General features: G+C 51.7%; 14 protein-coding genes. 10 read left to right on the plus strand and 4 right to left on the minus strand.

The window, feature by feature from the left end; all coding sequences use genetic code 11:
• Genes BEQ56_06235 through BEQ56_06250 form a run of 4 tightly spaced genes read left to right on the plus strand, consistent with a single transcriptional unit; the run spans nt 1 to nt 4,129 of the window.
• Complete coding sequence (locus BEQ56_06235) at nt 1-942, plus strand: ABC transporter permease (GenBank protein AOH43111.1); 942 nt, start codon at nt 1-3, stop codon at nt 940-942.
• Nucleotides 943-971: 29 nt separating this feature from the next.
• Nucleotides 972-2,003 carry a hypothetical protein gene (locus BEQ56_06240; protein ID AOH43112.1) on the plus strand — a complete coding sequence of 344 codons (1,032 nt, stop codon included), beginning with the start codon at nt 972-974 and terminating at the stop codon, nt 2,001-2,003.
• A 36-nt stretch (nt 2,004-2,039) separates the two neighbouring features.
• Complete coding sequence (locus tag BEQ56_06245) at nt 2,040-3,590, plus strand: heme ABC transporter ATP-binding protein (protein AOH43113.1); 1,551 nt, start codon at nt 2,040-2,042, stop codon at nt 3,588-3,590.
• 47 nt (nt 3,591-3,637) lie between these two features.
• Nucleotides 3,638-4,129 carry a tRNA-specific adenosine deaminase gene (locus BEQ56_06250; protein ID AOH44432.1) on the plus strand — a complete coding sequence of 164 codons (492 nt, stop codon included), beginning with the start codon at nt 3,638-3,640 and terminating at the stop codon, nt 4,127-4,129.
• Nucleotides 4,130-4,257: 128 nt separating this feature from the next.
• Here the strand turns inward: BEQ56_06250 and BEQ56_06255 are convergent, their stop codons facing one another.
• The 3 genes from BEQ56_06255 to BEQ56_06265 form a co-directional block, all read right to left on the minus strand.
• Nucleotides 4,258-5,454, minus strand: coding sequence for a threonine ammonia-lyase (locus BEQ56_06255; protein ID AOH43114.1), 1,197 nt, complete (start codon nt 5,452-5,454; stop codon nt 4,258-4,260).
• A 174-nt stretch (nt 5,455-5,628) separates the two neighbouring features.
• Nucleotides 5,629-8,253 carry a bifunctional acetaldehyde-CoA/alcohol dehydrogenase gene (locus BEQ56_06260; protein ID AOH43115.1) on the minus strand — a complete coding sequence of 875 codons (2,625 nt, stop codon included), beginning with the start codon at nt 8,251-8,253 and terminating at the stop codon, nt 5,629-5,631.
• 257 nt (nt 8,254-8,510) lie between these two features.
• Nucleotides 8,511-10,007 (minus strand): hypothetical protein, encoded by a 1,497-nt coding sequence (locus BEQ56_06265; protein AOH43116.1) that lies wholly within the window; start codon nt 10,005-10,007, stop codon nt 8,511-8,513.
• 116 nt (nt 10,008-10,123) lie between these two features.
• On the opposite strand from BEQ56_06265, the gene BEQ56_06270 reads away from it, so the two are divergent.
• Nucleotides 10,124-10,705, plus strand: coding sequence for a hypothetical protein (locus BEQ56_06270; GenBank protein AOH43117.1), 582 nt, complete (start codon nt 10,124-10,126; stop codon nt 10,703-10,705).
• Nucleotides 10,706-10,775: 70 nt separating this feature from the next.
• Here the strand turns inward: BEQ56_06270 and BEQ56_06275 are convergent, their stop codons facing one another.
• Entirely contained in the window at nt 10,776-11,660 is an 885-nt protein-coding gene (locus BEQ56_06275; GenBank protein ID AOH44433.1) for a hypothetical protein, read from the minus strand.
• Between the two features lie 196 nt (nt 11,661-11,856).
• On the opposite strand from BEQ56_06275, the gene BEQ56_06280 reads away from it, so the two are divergent.
• The 5 genes from BEQ56_06280 to BEQ56_06300 all read left to right on the plus strand — a co-directional run bounded on the left by BEQ56_06280 (nt 11,857) and on the right by BEQ56_06300 (nt 16,686).
• The gene (locus BEQ56_06280; protein AOH44434.1) at nt 11,857-12,747 is read left to right on the plus strand and encodes an ABC transporter permease; all 891 of its coding nucleotides are present in this window, start codon (nt 11,857-11,859) and stop codon (nt 12,745-12,747) included.
• Nucleotides 12,748-12,756: 9 nt separating this feature from the next.
• Nucleotides 12,757-13,611, plus strand: coding sequence for an ABC transporter permease (locus BEQ56_06285; protein ID AOH43118.1), 855 nt, complete (start codon nt 12,757-12,759; stop codon nt 13,609-13,611).
• 49 nt (nt 13,612-13,660) lie between these two features.
• Complete coding sequence (locus BEQ56_06290; GenBank protein AOH43119.1) at nt 13,661-15,046, plus strand: hypothetical protein; 1,386 nt, start codon at nt 13,661-13,663, stop codon at nt 15,044-15,046.
• Between the two features lie 252 nt (nt 15,047-15,298).
• Nucleotides 15,299-15,883, plus strand: a complete 585-nt coding sequence (locus tag BEQ56_06295) for a hypothetical protein (protein ID AOH43120.1) — start codon at nt 15,299-15,301, stop codon at nt 15,881-15,883.
• Nucleotides 15,883-16,686 carry a hypothetical protein gene (locus tag BEQ56_06300; GenBank protein AOH43121.1) on the plus strand — a complete coding sequence of 268 codons (804 nt, stop codon included), beginning with the start codon at nt 15,883-15,885 and terminating at the stop codon, nt 16,684-16,686. Before BEQ56_06295 ends, BEQ56_06300 begins: the two co-directional genes overlap by 1 nt.
• Nucleotides 16,687-16,999: the final 313 nt, after the last annotated feature.

Genomic DNA, 16,999 nt, shown 5'->3' on the forward strand with positions numbered 1-16,999 from the left:
ATGGGAGCGATTTTCGATTTGGCGTTTTTAGAAAACCTGCTGGTTTCGATGATCCGGATGGCGACGCCGCTCCTTTTAGCGGGGTTGGGAGAGTTATATTCGGAAAAGGCGGGAATGGTCAATATCGGGCTCGACGGGCTCATGACGATTGGCGCGGGCGTCGGGTTTATCGTCGGCTACCTGACCGGGAGCCCGGTTTCAGGTCTGGCCGCGGGGGCGCTCGCCGGGATTTTACTGAACCTGATTTACGCGTTTTCGACGATTTCGCTCCGCTCTGGTCAGACGATCAACGGCATGGCGTTGAATATTTTAGCGCCGGCGCTGGCGACGTTTTTATCGCGGACGTTTTTCGGGGTTAAGACGACGTTGATGAAAGGGCCGACGATCGGAAATCTTTCGATTCCGGGGCTTTCGAAGCTCCCGTTTATCGGGTCGATCCTCTTCTCTGCGCATCCAATGACCTGGTTTGCGCTTCTCCTGACGATCCTGACGGCCTGGTTTTTCCGGCGGACGAAACCGGGGCTGAACTACCTGGCGGTCGGCGAGTATCCGCGCGCCGCGGAGTCGATGGGGATTAACGTCGCGGGGGTGAAGTATCTTTCCTGCGTGATTTGCGGATGTTTAGGCGGATTGGGCGGGGCATATCTGACGACCTGCTATATCGGGGCGTATTCGGAGGGCGTCGTCGCCGGCCGCGGCTTCATCGCGCTTTCGGCGGTTATTTTCGGGAATTGGAGCGCCGCCGGAGTTTTGCTCGCGACGCTCCTGTTCGGGCTTGCCGACGCGGTTCAGCTCCGCTTCCAGGTTCTTTTCCGTGACATCCCGTATCAGTTATTATCGATGCTGCCTTATCTGATGACGATTTTCGTACTGCTCCTTTCGAGCAAGCAATCGAACGAACCGAAGGCGAACGGGCAACCGTACGCTCGGGAAGGAAAGTGATTCAGCTTTCCACCATCAAAACAGGAGTTATGATGAAACGGTATTTATTCTTTTTAGTTGTTGTTTTGTCGGTTTTATCGTTGTTGGTTGGCTGCGCGCCGAAAGCGGAACCGACTCCGGAAGCCGCCGCTCCAGAGACGGACGCGAAAGCTCCAGCGGCGAGCGATAAGGTTTGGAAGGTGGCGATGATCGCGAATACGCCGATCGCCGACGGCGGCTGGAACAGCGCTTGTTACGCGGGGATGACCGGCGCGGCGGAAAACTTCGGATTCGAGACAGCTTATTCCGAAAACGTTGCTCAGACGGATTACGTTTCGATCCTGACCGAATATGGGAACATGGGGTTCGATCTCGTTTTCGCTCCGGGAAATGAATTTACCGACGCGGTTCTCGAAGTCGCGCCTGCGTTCCCGAAGACGAATTTCCTCGTCCTGAACGGCGATGTCAAGGCTGAAAACGTCATGTCAGTTAAGGCGGATAATACGCAGATGGGGTTCCTCGCCGGAGCGCTGGCCGGGCTGAAGACGCGGACGAAGAAAGTCGGGTTCGTCGGTGGAATGGAAATCACGACGGCGAAGCAGGCGATCAACGGTTATTATCAGGGCGTCGCTTATACGAACCCGGAGGCTGAGGTCTCGGTCAGCTGGGCGAACAGTTGGGACGATACCGCGAAAGGGAAAGAAATCGCGATGTCGATGATTTCCACGAATGATACGGACGTATTCTTCGGGACCGCCAGCGCGGTTGACGTCGGCGTTCGCGAAGGGCTCGTCGAGTTCGAGGACCGCTGGGGAATTGCGCAGCCGGGCGAATCACTGGACCAGAATCCGGAACGTATCCTGACGAGTATTATTACGGATAATGTCGCGCTCGTCGGGATCGGGCTGGAACGGACGCAGGCCGGGACGTTCGGCGGCGAAGTGATCGAGGCGGGGGTTAAAGAAGGCGTTTTATACGTTGGGAAGATCGGCGAGTCGATGAAGGACGTTGAAGAAGCGTTCATGAAAATTTTCGATGAGCTGAAGGCCGGATCGATTACGATCGATTACGAACTGAAATAACGCTGACGGACGAAGGCCGAGCGGAGGAGATTAACCATGAGCGAAGGACATACGCCGCCGCTGCTGGAGATGCAGCGGATTACGAAGCAGTTCGGCGCTTTTACCGCGATTCGGGATATTCATCTGACGCTGAACCGCGGCGAGACGCTGACGTTACTGGGCGAAAACGGCGCGGGAAAATCGACTTTGATGAACGTTCTCTGCGGGCTGTACCGGCCGACGTCCGGCGAAATCCGAATGAACGGTCGGCAGGTGAAATTAACTTCGCCTGCCGACGCGGTCAGATACGGGATCGGCATGGTCCATCAGCATTTCATGCTGGTTGAGGCGTTTTCGGTCTTCCAGAATATTATTTTGGGCGTGACCGACGATAAGGCCGTCGTTATTAACGAGGCGAAACTCCGAAGCGAAATTATGGCGCTGTCGGATCGGTACGGGCTGGATATCGAATTCGATAAGAAGATTAAAGAGATTTCCGTGGGGGCGCAGCAGCGCGTCGAAATTATCAAGACGCTTTGGCGCGGGAGCGAAATCCTGATTTTAGACGAGCCGACGGCGGTTCTGACTGATGAAGAAACGGTCGGGCTGTTCGGTATTATCCGCCGGCTGACCGCCGAAGGGAAGTCGGTGATCTTCATTTCGCACAAGATGCGCGAGGTCATGGAGATCAGCGACCGGATCATGGTCCTTCGCCATGGCGAGGTCGTCTCGACGGTTGGGCGCGGCGAGGCGGACGAAACCGAGCTTGCGGCGATGATGGTGGGGCATCGGCTGGTCGAGAAAAAGTACCCGAAGGTACAGTCCGTCGCGGACCTGCCGCCGGTGCTTTCGATTCAAAACGCGTCTTATCATGCGTTTTCGAAGCATAACGGGCTGCGCGGTCTTTCGCTGACGGTTGGACGCGGTGAAATCGTCGGTATCGCGGGCGTCGACGGAAACGGTCAGAGCGAATTGGCGCGGTTAGTTACCGGACTGATCGCGCCGGATTCAGGCGAGGTCGTTTTCCGGGGAAAAACGGTTGGTCTCTTCTCTCCCTGCGATTTTATCGCGCGGAATATTTCGCATGTTCCTGAGGATCGGAATAAGATGGGCCTGATCGGCGCGATGTCGATTCGAGAAAACCTGCTTCTGAAATCTGAATCGTCTCCTGAGTACGCGGGTCTCGGCGGTTTTTATCTCAGGAAGAAAGCGATATCGGCTCATGCGGATCAATTGCGCGAGAAATACGACGTTCGCTGCTTCTCGATCGATCAGCCGACCGGCCAGCTTTCTGGCGGCAATCAACAGAAGGTTATCCTTGCGCGCGAGCTGGAACGGAATCCTGATTTGCTGATCGCGGTTCATCCGATCCGTGGGCTGGATATCGGCGCGGCGCAGTTTATTCACGACTGCATTATCGCAGCGCGCGATCGTGGCTGCGGCGTGCTGCTGATATCGACGGACCTGAACGAGATTCTGGAGGTTTCGGATCGGATTGTCGTACTGTTTGAGGGCGAGGCGACCGGCGTTTTCAGCGGCGAGAATCCGCCGATCGAGGCGATCGCGGTCGCGATGAGCGGGAGAGAAAAGGAGATGGAAGGATGTTGATTCGGAAGACGATCGAATGGCAGGAAACGGAAACGAAGTTATCTGATTTGAAGGCGTTCGAGGTGAAGCTGCTGAAACGGGCGATCGAGATTGCGCGGGAAGCGAAGGAACGCGGAAATCACCCATTCGGATGTCTCCTGGCCGACGCGCAGGGGAATATCCTGATGGAACAGGGGAACGAAGAGGTTACCGGAGACGGGAACTGTACGGCGCACGCGGAAACGGAGCTGATGCGCCGCGCTTCGCAGCTCTACTCCAAAGACGAGATGGCGGAACTGACGATGTACAATGTCGCCGAGGCTTGCGCGATGTGTACCGGGGCGATGTACTGGGGAAATCTGGGACGGACGGTTTATATTTGCCGCGAATCGGAACTGAAACGGGTCACCGGCGACGATCCACGGAATCCGACGCTTGATCTGCCTTCGCGGGCGGTCATTGCCTGCGGTCAGAAACCGATGCGGATTGTCGGGCCGATTCTCGAGCTGGAACCCGATTTTTTAGCGTTGCACGAGGGGTACTGGACGCCGAGCGCGTAATTGCGCCTTGGATCAGGTTTGCGAACCGCCGCGCTGTGGGATCCAGCGCGGCGGTTTTCCGTCAGATTGCGCGCCCGCCGCGTCCGAACGTTGCGGCGCCGTCTTGAAGTCGGCTGCGACTGAGCGCATCATTCGCGGAAGGCGTAGCCGGCGGCGCGCAGCGCGCCGCAGATTTCAGCGAAGTGGTCATGGTTTCGGGTCTCGAGCGTCAGCCGCAGGTAACAGCCGTTGATATCGGTATGCTCGCCTCCATGCTCATGGTTGACTTTGGTGACGTTCGCTCCATGATTGGCGATAATTTCGGCGACTTCCTTGAGCTGGCCGGGCTTATCGATGAGTTCGAGGCAGAGGTCGGAAATCCGCCCTGTCGTCAGGAGCGCGCGCGTGATGACGCGCGAAAGGATGGTGACGTCGATATTTCCACCGGAGACGATCGGAACGATTTTCTTTCCTTTTTCGGGGATCTTATTGAAGAGGAGGGCGGCGACGCCGGTCGCGCCCGCGCCCTCGGCGACGACTTTCTCGTCTTCCATGAGTTTTAAAATCGCCGCGGCGATTTCGTCGTCGTTAACGGTGACGAGGTCGTCTAAAAACTGGCCGCAGATTTCATACGTCATTTCGCCGGGGCGTTTTACCGCGATCCCATCGGCGAAGGTTGTGACTTTGTCGGTCCGGGTCAGCGCGTGCTGATGGATCGAATCGAACATGGCGGAGGCGCCTTGCGCCTGAACGCCGTAGACGCGGACGTCCGGGTTCAGCTTCTTGATCGTGAAGGCGACGCCGGAGGCGAGCCCGCCCCCGCCGATCGGGACGATGACCGCGTCGACGTCATGCAGTTGGTCCAGGATTTCCAGCCCGATGGTGCCTTGTCCGGCGATGACGTCTTCGTCGTTAAACGGATGGATAAAAATCGCGCCGGTTTCTTCGACGGCCTGAATCGCGGCGCTGTAGGCGTCGTCGTAGACGCCGTCGACAAGGACGACTTCCGCTCCGTAGCGTTTCGTGGCTTCGATTTTGGAGAGCGGGGCAGTGCTGGGGACGAAGATGCGCGCCTTGACGCCGTTGCGCGCCGCTGCGAGCGCGACGCCTTGCGCATGGTTCCCCGCCGAGCTGGCGATAATTCCGCGGCTCTTTTCTTCGTCCGAAAGACAGGAAACTTTATAAAACGAGCCGCGAATTTTGAAGGAACCGGTCACCTGGAGGTTTTCCGGTTTGAGGTATACCTGATTTTCGCCGCTCAGCGAGCGCGCCTGGATCAGGTCGGTTCGGCGAATGATCTTTTTTAATCGGTGATTTGCTTTATATATGTTGTCTAATGTCAGCATGCTGCGCCTTTTTCCGCTTCCGCGCGGCGTTTTTCGCTTTGCGGATGAATTCCGGTATCGGGTCCGACGGACAGGGAAAGTATACCGAAGAAACGGATCGTTTCAGCGGATCAGGGCGAAAAGAAATACCCGCGAATCTGATCGCGGGTATCTTTCGGGTCGGTAAACCCGGCGTCAGGCGAAGTCGCCGTAGTACGCGCGGCGGTAAATATCTTCTAATTCGCTGATAAGCGGATAGCGCGGGTTCGCGCCGGTGCACTGGTCTTCGAAGGCGTTTTCCGACATTTTGCGGATAACCGCAAAGAATTCGGTTTCGTCGATTCCGGTGTCTTTCAGCGTTTCCGGGATTCCCAGTTTCCGGTTCATGTCGCGGATTTTCTCGATCAGCGCGGTGACAAGTTCTTCCGTAGTGTTCCCCTGAAGCCCGGAAACACGGGCAATTTCGGCGTAGCGCTGATCCGCGATGAATTCGCTGTATTTCGGGAAGATCGTGAATTTAGTCGGTTTGGTCGCGTTGTAACGGATGACATGCGGGAGCAGGATCGCGTTGGCGCGGCCGTGGGCGATATGGAACTCGCCGCCGAGTTTATGCGCGAGCGAATGGGAGATGCCTAAGAACGCGTTGGTGAACGCCAGCCCGGCGATACAGGAAGCGTTATGCATTTTTTCGCGGGCGACCATGTCGTTCGCGTTGGCGAAAGAACGTTCAAGGTATTGCATAACGAGCTGAATCGCTTTCATTGCCAGTCCGTCGGTGTAATCCGAAGCCAGGACCGAGACGTAGGCTTCGATCGCGTGCGTCAGGACGTCCATCCCGGTGTCGGCGGTGATGGATTTGGGCATGGTTTTGACGAATTGCGGGTCGATAATCGCAACGTCCGGCGTAAGTTCATAATCCGCAAGCGGGTACTTGATATTGCCGTTCTGCTTATCGGTAATGACCGAGAAGGAGGTTACTTCGGAGCCGGTTCCGCTTGTCGTCGGGACGGCGACGAGCTTCGCTTTCTTCCCCAGGTTCGGGAAATGGAACGCGCGCTTGCGAATATCCATGAATTTCAGCTTGAGCCCGTCGAAGCTGGTCCCCGGGTTTTCGTAGAAAAGCCACATCCCTTTGGCGGCGTCGATCGCTGAACCGCCGCCGATCGCAATGATGACGTCCGGTTGGAACCGGTTCATTGCCGCGACGCCGCGATTGATCGTCTCGACGGACGGATCGGGTTCGACTTCGTTGAAGATTTCGAGCGCGACGTGAACTTCGCGTTTTCGCAGGTAGTAGATCGCCTTATCGACGTAGCCTAATTTACTGATGACCGGATCGGTGACGATAAAGACGCGGTTAAGATTCGGCATCTTCTCAAGGTACTGGATCGCATTGTATTCGAAGTACAGCTTCGGCGGAATTTTGAACCATTGCATATTGACTCTCCTGTGTGCAATGCGCTTTTTATTGATGAGATTGACGGTTGAAACGTTGGCGGTAGTCGAATTATGGCCGAACGAGCCACAGCCCAACGTCAGCGACGGGGTGTTGGTGTTATAAATGTCGCCGATCGCGCCCTGGGACGAGGGAGAATTGACGATAATCCGTCCGACTTTCATCTGTTTCCCGTATTGGACCGCGATTTCTTCGTCGTCGGTATGGATGACGGCGGAATGGCCCAGACCGCCGAGCTCCAGCATGCGCTGCGCATAGGCGAATCCCTGTTCTGTGCTGTCGACGACGAAATAAGCGAGGACAGGGGACAGTTTTTCGAGGGAGAGCGGATATTCCAGGGATGGTTCCGGAAGCTTTGCCAGGAGGATTTTGGTGTTTTCTGGTACGGCGACGCCAGCGTCGCGAGCGATTACGTACGCGGGATGCCCCACGACGATCGGGTTGACCGCCATTTTGTCATAATTGATAACGTAGCGCGAAACCTTTTCGATTTCTTCGGCGTTCAGGAAGTAGCAGCTGTTCTCCGACATGAAGGTTTCGAATTCATCGGCGATTTCGTGGTCGACGATCACCGCCTGTTCCGAGGCGCAGATCATTCCGTTATCAAACGTCTTGGACATCATCAGGTCGGTACAGGCGCGGCGGACGTTGACGTTTTTATGGATATAGCAGGGAACGTTCCCCGGCCCGACGCCAAGCGCGGGTTTCCCGCAGGAGTACGCGGCGCGAACCATGCCTGCGCCGCCGGTCGCGAGGATCAGCGAGACGCCCGGATGATTCATCAGTGCGTTCGTCGCTTCGAGCGAGGGGATCTCGATCCATTGGATACAGTATTCGGACGCGCCATGTTTGACGGCGGCGTCGCGTAAGATCTTCGCGGCTTCCATCGAGCATTTCTGCGCGGAGGGATGGAAACCGAAGATAATCGGATTCCGCGACTTGGCGCAGATCAGGCTCTTGAACATGGTTGTCGAAGTGGGGTTGGTAACAGGGGTGACGCCGGCGACGATTCCGACCGGTTCGGCGACCTCAACGTAACCTTCGTTTTCGTTTTCGTCAACGACGCCGACGGTTTTCTGATATTTGATGCTGTGCCAGATGTATTCGGTCGCGAAGATATTCTTGATATCTTTGTCCTCGACGACGCCGCGGCCGGTTTCTTCGTAAGCCATCTTGGCGAGCGGGAAGTGCTGGTCAAGTCCGGCGAGGGTCATCGCGTGAACCATGGCGTCGATCTGTTCCTGTGTCATCGACATGTAGGTCTGGAGCGCGATTTCCGCGTTGGCGACGAGCCGATCGATCATCGCCCGGACGTCGACGGTTTCAGCTTCGGTTTCACTTTTTTTTGTTTTCGTTTCAGCCATTTTCTTTAGCCTCCTGTTTTGCAGAATAACTATACCACGTTATGTTCAAAGTTATGTTCAAAATTTCACAAAGTTACCCGATTCTGTTACGAGAATATGATTTCTATTGTCGGATCAGTGCCGTTTGTCATGAGGTGTAGACGGGATGTGGTGTGGTGTGCCCGGAAATTTCTCTGGCGTATATAAAAAATCATCAAGGCATAGAAGAATGCCTTGATGATCTGTACTGAAACTGCAAAATCGGGTAGGGTTACAGCTCAGGCGCTTTTCCCATCGAAGAATTCCTCCGCGTCCCGGCGGAATTTCACGAGCGACGGTCGATGAATATAGAGCATGTGCCCGGCTTCATAGTAGGTCATCGTCAGATTTTTCCGCAGCTCAGGCGTCAGGTTGAGATGATTGAAGACGAATTCAGCGGCGAAGAACGGAGTCGCCAGATCGTAATAACCGTTCAGGACCCACACGCGCATGAATTTATTCCGCACCATCGTATCATGCAGCATTTCTTCCAGCTGAACGTAGCGGTTCTGAAATTCCTTATAGTCCCAGATTCGCCAGAGCGCGTTGGAAATATTATATTCCCGATCGGTCTTGAAATTCAGCTCACGGTTCAGGTAATCGTTGAGCGCGCCGGCAAAGACGCCGCTGATCTCGCTGTCGGACGGATCGTAGCTGGGCGATTCGCCCGCGCCGTTCTTATCCGGCCCGATAAAACGGGCGTCGAAGCGTCCGATGACCTTTCCTTCGCCGCGGAGAAGCTCTTTCCCGAAATGGTCCATGCTGACGCGGAGGTTCGATTTCAGGATATAGTCGGCGGAAAGTCCGATCCATTCGGCTGTCTTTTCCGCGACGGCCCGTTTCTGTTCATCGCTGAGCCGGTCCCCGGCGAAAAGCGCGCTCATGTATTCGCTGGAGGCGAATTCGGAGGATCGCGCCGCGACTTCTTTAAGCGTCAGCGAGCGGTATTTCTCCGCGATTTTCCCATGTTTCCATGCCGCGGTCGCGTAAGTCGGGAGGAACGTCACGTACGGCAGGTCGTTTCCATCGTAGAAATCAAGCGTCATGAAGTCGAGCGCGGTCGAGATCAGGATAATTCCGTTCAGGTACAGGCCATGTTTATCGGAAAGGTAATCGGCGAGGCCGGTTGCGCGCGTCGTTCCGTAGGATTCGCCGGCGATATATTTTGGCGAGCCCCAACGGCCGTTTTCAGCGATAAACGAGCGGATAAATTCGCCGACGGATTCGATATCTTTTTTCCAGCCCCAAAAGTCCTTCGGCTTATCGCCGCTGACAGCGCGGGAGAAGCCGGTTCCGACGGGATCGATCATGACGAGATCGGTCCGGTCCAGGAGCGAGAATTCGTTGTCGACGAGCTTCGAGGGTGGAGGAAGCGGCGAACCGTCTTCGTTAAGCGCGACGCGCCGCGGTCCAAGGACGCCTAAATGGACCCATAGAGAAGGCGCGCCCGGGCCGCCGTTGAAGGCGAACGTAATCGGGCGCTCCCCGATATCTTTAACGTCTTTTTTTGTATAAGCCGTGTAGAAGATTTCGACGCGCGGTTTTTCGCCTTCATATACGTCTTTTTTATCGCCTTCGCCGAATTTTTCCTCGTTGAGAATATACGTTCCGGCTGTCGCGGTGTAAGCGATAGGTTTCCCTTGAATCGTGACGGTATGGTCAGTTTGAACGGTTTTGCTCTGCGGCGGGGTCGGAACCGGGGTCGCGTTCTCAGTGGTTTTGGTCTCTGTTGTCATTCGATAAAAATCCTCTCTTTTCGTTGGTAGAAAGCCGGAAGATGAATCGTTTCCGGCGCACATCCGATGATCGTTGATGATACCCCATTTCAGGTAAAATTGACAGGCGGTGATCGATGAGTCTTGGAATTGAGGGAGGTGCGAAGGTGGCGAATGGATGGGCCCGGGAAGTTATTGTCATGCCATACGATTCGGCCTGGGATCGGATGGCGGCGGCGGAAGCGGGCATGATCCGGAACGCGCTTGGCGAAGCGCTGCTTGATGTTAAGCATATCGGCAGCACGTCGGTTCCGGGTCTGAGCGCTAAGCCAATTTTAGATTTTCTCGGGATTGTTCGCGATCTTTCCGTTTTGGACGCGCGGGCGGAGGCTTTGGAGATGCTCGGCTATATGGCGATGGGGGAGAACGGGCTCCCGGGGCGGCGTTTCTTTAAAAAGGGCGAATCGCCGAGAACGCATCATCTTCATTTTTATCAGCGGGATAACGTTCGCGAGATTGAGCGTCATTTAGCGCTTCCGGCGTACCTGCGCGCGTATCAGGCTGAAGCGGAGGCGTACGGCGCGCTGAAGACGAAGCTGGCGGCGGCGTTTCCGCAGGATATTGAAGCGTATATGGCCGGGAAAAGCGCGTTTGTCAGGGAACTGGAGTCACGGGCGCTCCTCTGGCGGAAAGCCAACGGAACGGATTACCGGATTTAATCCGCATGTGCTCTTCTTTTCCGCTGATGTTCCCCCTTTTCTTGAGTCATTTTCCGTTGTTATTGACACGTTATTCGCTTTCCGTTAGTCTCTGAACCGATGAGATATAATCGGAAGGCGACATTCCTACCATCACATGGAATTGCTTTGAAAAATGATGTATAGAGCTGTAGCATAGGAGATCTGCAATTTCGGTAAAGGTCATATTTCGGCTTCGCATCAGGAACTTTGCTTCTTCAATACGTAGCTCTGTCAAATAGCGCATTACGCTTGTTCCCGTTTTCTGCCGAAACATTCGCTGCATTTGCGAGCTGCTGATGGCCGAATTGACACATATATCGTCCAAGGTGATTCTGTTTGTTAGGTTCTCTTTCATATACACAATAGCCCGCTGTACATAATCGTCAGCCAATTTCACCTGAGCATGCTCTGCCGCCTCTGCTTCACTGCGTACATCCTCATGCCTGTATAGCGAGATGAGCAACAGCTCCAGCGTATTCACCACAACCTGCTCCGCACCAAAAGGGGCGGAGCGGTCACGCTTAAGTTTGGGGACATTAGGATCGGCCAATGGCACTGAAAAGCATAATCGTGATTCTTCCAGCAGACGGCTGATCTTTGCGCGCATTGGAGAACGTGTGTGAAAAAACGGATGTTCCTGAAAATGCTCCATCGCGGGACTCCCGCTTGCAAACGACACAACAAAAAGATTATGAGGAACAATATTGTTGGCGTAAAATGAATGAAACTCATTTGGTCTGTGTAGAAGCAAATCTCCGCGTTCCATGCGAATAGGGCGTTCCAACCGATCCGTCTCGACAATAATTTCCCCTCTATCGACATACAAAATTTCCCAAAAATTATGTCGTTCTCCTGAAAAATAATAATTCTTAAAGTTTTCAAAATAATGTACTGTGTATAATTCCGTTACAACAATGGGTCGAATTGGTATAATACTAAAATACTTACGATGCACCAAAAAAGCTCCTCCCTTTTTCTTTTTATTATATAAAACTGTGTTAAATAGTGCAACCTATGCGCTTTTTATGCACCTAATTGAACACAATATACAAATACTTTCCCTCAATAAAGCCATATAATAGCATTCATAAACAAACAAGGAGGTGCTCTGAATGCGAGGGAATAAAGCAATGAGAAAGCCTATCCAACGAATGGCAGTCATTTTTCTTGCTCCTGCGCTGATATTCTATTTATGGATGTTTATCTACCCGTCACTCAAGGCCTTTTACATCAGCCTTTTTGACTGGAATGGGTTTACCAGTGGAATGAATTTTGTTGGCCTGAAAAATTTTAAGGAACTGATAGGGGATTCCTCTTTCTGGAACGTTGCAGTTAAAAACTCTCTTCTTATTACTTTTGCGGGCGGCGCGATTATTTTCAGTATTTCTTTTTTGTTGTCTGCGATTTTATCGGGGAAAATCCGTGGTAAAAAGTTTTTTCGCGCGCTCATCTTCTTTCCATCCGTTATCAATCCCATTGCGATCGCCATTTTGTGGACGTTTATCTACAACAATAAATGGGGCCTGCTGAACAATTTTCTCGCGCTCTTCGGAATTACCGGAAAAACATGGATGGATCCCTCCACGCTGTTCTGGGCCATTTTAGCTGCTATGGTATGGATGTATACCGGATTTTACTGTGTGATTCTCCTCGCGGCTCTGGATCGCGTACCGGAAAGCCATATCGAGGCGGCAACTTTGGAAGGCGCCAGTGAATTTACAATTTTCTTTAAAATCAAAATACCGATGATTTGGGATGTGTTGGTTACTGCGTTGACCTTATGGGGTATCAACTCCGTGAAGGAATTCGCTTTGCTTTACGCGTGGGGCGGCGGTGTCGACATCCCGCCGGATGGCGCCACGAATATCGCCGTGCGGATGTATATTACCGCATTTGGTAAGCGCGTTACCGTTTATCGCATGGGCTACAGCACTGCCATGGGTGTGCTTATGTTTCTCGCCGTAGCGATTATCGTTATGGTGATTAGCGTTGTGATGAAACGCGAAAAACTGGAATATTGAGGAGGCGATATGATGGACAGTAAAAAGAAAATAAATATTTTCACTGTCGGCGGAGGCTTGGCTCGCCTGTTCCTCTATATTTGGTGTGCGTTTTCAATATTTGCTTTTGGCTGGATTATTCTTTCCAGCTTCAAAACCAACAAAGAATTTTTCAAAAACGCCTGGGGATTGCCCGCGACGCCACAGTGGCTGAATTATGCAAAAGTTTTTACCGCCTATCATTTGGGAACAAATTTTTTAAACAGCGTCCTTATCGTTTCCGTTTCTGTTATTTTTATTATTGCCATTTCAGCCCCAGCGGCATATGTGTTGTCTCGCTGTAGCTTTTTCGGCAATGGATTTCTCAATAAATTTTTCACCTTTGGTATGGGCGTTCCATTCCAACTTCTTTTAGTTCCGTTGTTTTTTCAAATGTACTCTATCGGAATTGTTGGGACCAAACTCAGCTTGATCCTTATTTATATTGCCTTGTCCATTCCGTTTACGATTTTCCTTATCCAAGGCTTCTTTCGCAGTCTTCCCAGCGTATTGGAGGAAGCATCCTACATTGACGGCTGCGGGCCTATGCGTACTTTTTTCTCTATCATGTTGCCCCTCGGCAAGCCTGGCCTCATTGCCGCAGCTATTTTTAATTTCATCAGTCTGTGGAACGAGTTTCTTTTGGCGCTCACGTTTGTCAATGACAGTGCGGATTACCCGCTGTCCGTTGGTTTGTACGCTTTACAAGGCAGTCTCCAGTATACCGGGGACTGGGTTGCGCTTTTTGCAGCGCTAGTCGTTATTACATTGCCTACCTTGCTGATCTACGTATTTCTCTCACGCCAAATTATTGAAGGGCTTACGATGGGGGCAGTAAAGGGATAGCAGAGAGCAATATGATACAAATAATTATAATAAAATAGGAGGTATTCTGATGAAAAAGCGATTCAGAACAATAGTATTGGTTCTTTCTTTGGCACTCCTGACGGCAGTATTCGCTTCTTGCGGCGGTCCTGCGTCGCCTAGCGCGGCGCCGTCTTCTGGTGCTATCAGTATGGCCGTGGACAATTCAATGGATGCGGCAGAAAACAATTTCAAAGGTGTCACGATTCAATACGCGAGTTGCTTCAATGAAGCCGAACAGCAGGCGATTTGGCTCAAGGATATGGCTGAGCAATGGGCCAAAGAGACCGGTGGCTCCGTCAATTTCAATTTTGCCGGACGAGATGTGCTCACCTCTGTGAAATCTGATATTTTAATAGGAAATGCTCCAGACATTATTGATAATGACGCAAGTGAACTGATTGCCGCCCTTCTGACCGATCAAGAAGTGCTGCTCGATCCCTTGAACGATGTCTATGCCCGCAGCGCTTATGGAGAAGATACTCCTATCAAGGATAACATGAACGGTGCCTATACGCTTTATACCGAGGCTGGAAACGATTATGTAATGCCCTTTATCTACATTACCAGCGGCTTCTTCTATAACAAAACCATGTTTGCTGAACTGGGATTAAAAACTCCCACAACTTGGGATGAGTTCCTTGCAGTCAGCGACTCCATAGAGACCAGCGGTGTTCCCGCTCTCGCGGCAGACGGCAACATCAGTTTCTATAACTGCTATTACTTCCAAGCGCTTTGCCAGCGCATTCTCGGCAGCGGCAAATTCTTGGAAGCTGCGCTGGATAAGACAGGCGCCTCTTGGAATGATCCCGGTTTTCTGCAGGCAGCCCAAATGCTAAGCGAGATCAGCGCCGCCGGTAAAAACTATTTTCAGGACGGTTATGCTGGGTCCGCATATCCTGCCGCACAGTCTGATTGGGCGATGGGTGGTGCAGGTATGATATACTGCGGCACGTGGATTCCTCTTGAAACTGCTTCCCTGACTGAAGACGATTTTGAGTTTGGTTTTTTCCCGTTTCCAACTGTTGAGGGAGGTGCTGGTGAACTCAACGACATCGAAGCGCAGCTTATGAGCTTCTCTGTTCCCAGAGATGCAAAAAACAAGGATGCCGCCAAGGACTTCATTGCTTTCTGTTCTTCCAAAGCAGCGGCTGACCGCCTTGTGGAATTAAGCGACAATATGGCAGCCCGCACGGACGCGATTTATCCCGATGCTCTCATAGACGTGAAACCTACGGTTGATAATGCAACCGCATACCACAAAAACTTCGACGGAGCCATGAGCGCTGCTCCGGAATGGTGGGCGAACGTATTTTATCCCGCCGACGATGGCTTGTTCTTTGGCGAGCTCTCTCCGGAAGCCTTTATTGAGCAGATGAAAACTGAAACTGTTAAATTCTACGAAAATAAGCAATAAAATTGTCTTTTGCTGCCAAAGGAAGGCGGAGAATCATTCTCTGCCTTCCTTTGCTGAAAGGTTCGTGAGTTTATGGCTGTTGCGACAATCTGTTTCCAATCCCAGCTTCTTCATCGGCCGGTATCGCTTTATGCTCTGTTACCGGATGCATCTCCAATCAAGAGCGTGTTATACCTGCTGCATGGATACTCGGATGGGCATGCATCTTTTATCTACAATAGCGCATTGGTCCAATACTGTTCAGGAGCCCCTTTGGCGGTGATAATGCCTGAAGCGCAATGTAGTTTTTACATGGATACCTCCTATGGGCAGCCGTATTGGAAACATATTTCCGAAGAGGTTCCTCAGATATTACAGCAGTGGCTACAGTTGGATATTTCCCGCGCGCATAGTTTTGTTAGTGGAATTTCCATGGGAGGATATGGAGCAGCAAAGCTTGCCCTGCAAAAACCAAATCAATTTGCACAAGCATATCTGCTTTCTCCTGTTACTGATATCGTCGGAATCGCTCAACAGGGTTTTGTCCATGAAAGGAACGATGGCGCACCACAGCTGAATAAATTTCATTTTGACGCAATTTTAGGCGATCGGCATATACGCGACACCTCTGACGATCTGTTCTTCCTTCTCGAACACGGATGTGTCGCCGCATTTCCTAAATTCAAAATCTATACAGGAACAGAGGATTTTATGTACAACGATATTCTTCACTTCGCACATGCGCTGACCAAAAGAGGGGCAGATTGTTCTTTGCAGACTTCTCATGGCAAGCATGGCTGGAGGACATGGGAGCCTTTCCTTGCAGATATGGTGGCGCGCATTGTCGCGAGTGCCTAATGATCGCGGGACGAGCGGCGGGTGTGTATTGCTTTACGATAGACGATAACATCCGCTTTTTAGAGGAATGTACCAAAAGTAATTTGGGTAGTGTATTCGACCATCCTTATCCCGCTATGCTGCGAAGAATGTATTTTGCCTACGGGACAAAATTTCAGCTGAATATGTATTACTGCTACGCACTGAATGAATTTTCGTTAGCAGATGTGCCGGATATTTGGAGGAATGAATTAGAGCAGAATTCGGGTTGGTTGCGTTTTTCCTTTCATGCTTACGCGAACGATCCCCCTTTTCCTTATGATAACGCAGCGGCGGACAATGTCTTGGCTGATTACCGCGCGGTGATGGTGCAGATGCATCGCATTGCGGGGAAAGCGGCTACGGATGCTACTACAACGCTTCACTATGTGTGTGCTACAAAAGAGACTTGCACTGCACTTCGCAAAGAAGGAGTTCGCGGTCTTATCGGAATGTTTCTTCCTATAAACGATCGTAGGGCCTTGCGATATTACCTTACCTCCCAACAGGCTTCCATCCTTCAACAATATCGTTTATGGCATGATTCGGAAACGGATATCTCTTTTCTCTGTAACAACATAGTGCTCAATGCAGTTTCACTTGACGAAATTACGCCATTGCTGTCCCGTCAAATCTCAAATATCTACCACGTTATGATCCATGAGCAGTACTTCTATCCGGATTACATTGATTATCAACCCGATTTCGAAAAGAAAATAGACGCAGCTATATCTTTTTTTCAAACACTTGGCTTGAACTCTTGTTTTTTCGAAGAATTAGTTTGATCAATATTCTATATAGTTTGTATATGTTTTTAAATGGCGCGCGCCTCCTGCTATCGATGAGCATGAATATTTTAAATTATTACATATGATAAATTATGATTTTAGGTGATGGGTAATTAAATATATAGAGGGTAATCCAAAGCCGCAGTAGGGACAAGGTTGCGAATAATCCACAAGGACGCAGACCTATCGCAAGCGGAATTTGGGAAAGCTGGCGGGACGCAATCAACCGTTATGAAACAGACTGGGTTGCTGTGCCATTTTGTATTTTGGTAGGGTATGCGCAGTATTTTAATTTATATGTGGATTATAT

This window comes from Anaerolineaceae bacterium oral taxon 439 (assembly GCA_001717545.1).
Lineage (GTDB): Bacteria > Chloroflexota > Anaerolineae > Anaerolineales > Anaerolineaceae > Flexilinea.

Coding starts and splice junctions, on each gene's coding strand:
- BEQ56_06235 (AOH43111.1), top strand. CDS start 1: ATGGGAGCGATTTTCGATTTGGCGTTTTTAGAAAACCTGCTGGTTTCG.
- BEQ56_06240 (AOH43112.1), top strand. CDS start 972: ATGATGAAACGGTATTTATTCTTTTTAGTTGTTGTTTTGTCGGTTTTA.
- BEQ56_06245 (AOH43113.1), top strand. CDS start 2,040: ATGAGCGAAGGACATACGCCGCCGCTGCTGGAGATGCAGCGGATTACG.
- BEQ56_06255 (AOH43114.1), bottom strand. CDS start 5,454: ATGCTGACATTAGACAACATATATAAAGCAAATCACCGATTAAAAAAG.
- BEQ56_06260 (AOH43115.1), bottom strand. CDS start 8,253: ATGGCTGAAACGAAAACAAAAAAAAGTGAAACCGAAGCTGAAACCGTC.
- BEQ56_06265 (AOH43116.1), bottom strand. CDS start 10,007: ATGACAACAGAGACCAAAACCACTGAGAACGCGACCCCGGTTCCGACC.
- BEQ56_06270 (AOH43117.1), top strand. CDS start 10,124: ATGAGTCTTGGAATTGAGGGAGGTGCGAAGGTGGCGAATGGATGGGCC.
- BEQ56_06280 (AOH44434.1), top strand. CDS start 11,857: ATGAGAAAGCCTATCCAACGAATGGCAGTCATTTTTCTTGCTCCTGCG.
- BEQ56_06285 (AOH43118.1), top strand. CDS start 12,757: ATGATGGACAGTAAAAAGAAAATAAATATTTTCACTGTCGGCGGAGGC.
- BEQ56_06290 (AOH43119.1), top strand. CDS start 13,661: ATGAAAAAGCGATTCAGAACAATAGTATTGGTTCTTTCTTTGGCACTC.
- BEQ56_06300 (AOH43121.1), top strand. CDS start 15,883: ATGATCGCGGGACGAGCGGCGGGTGTGTATTGCTTTACGATAGACGAT.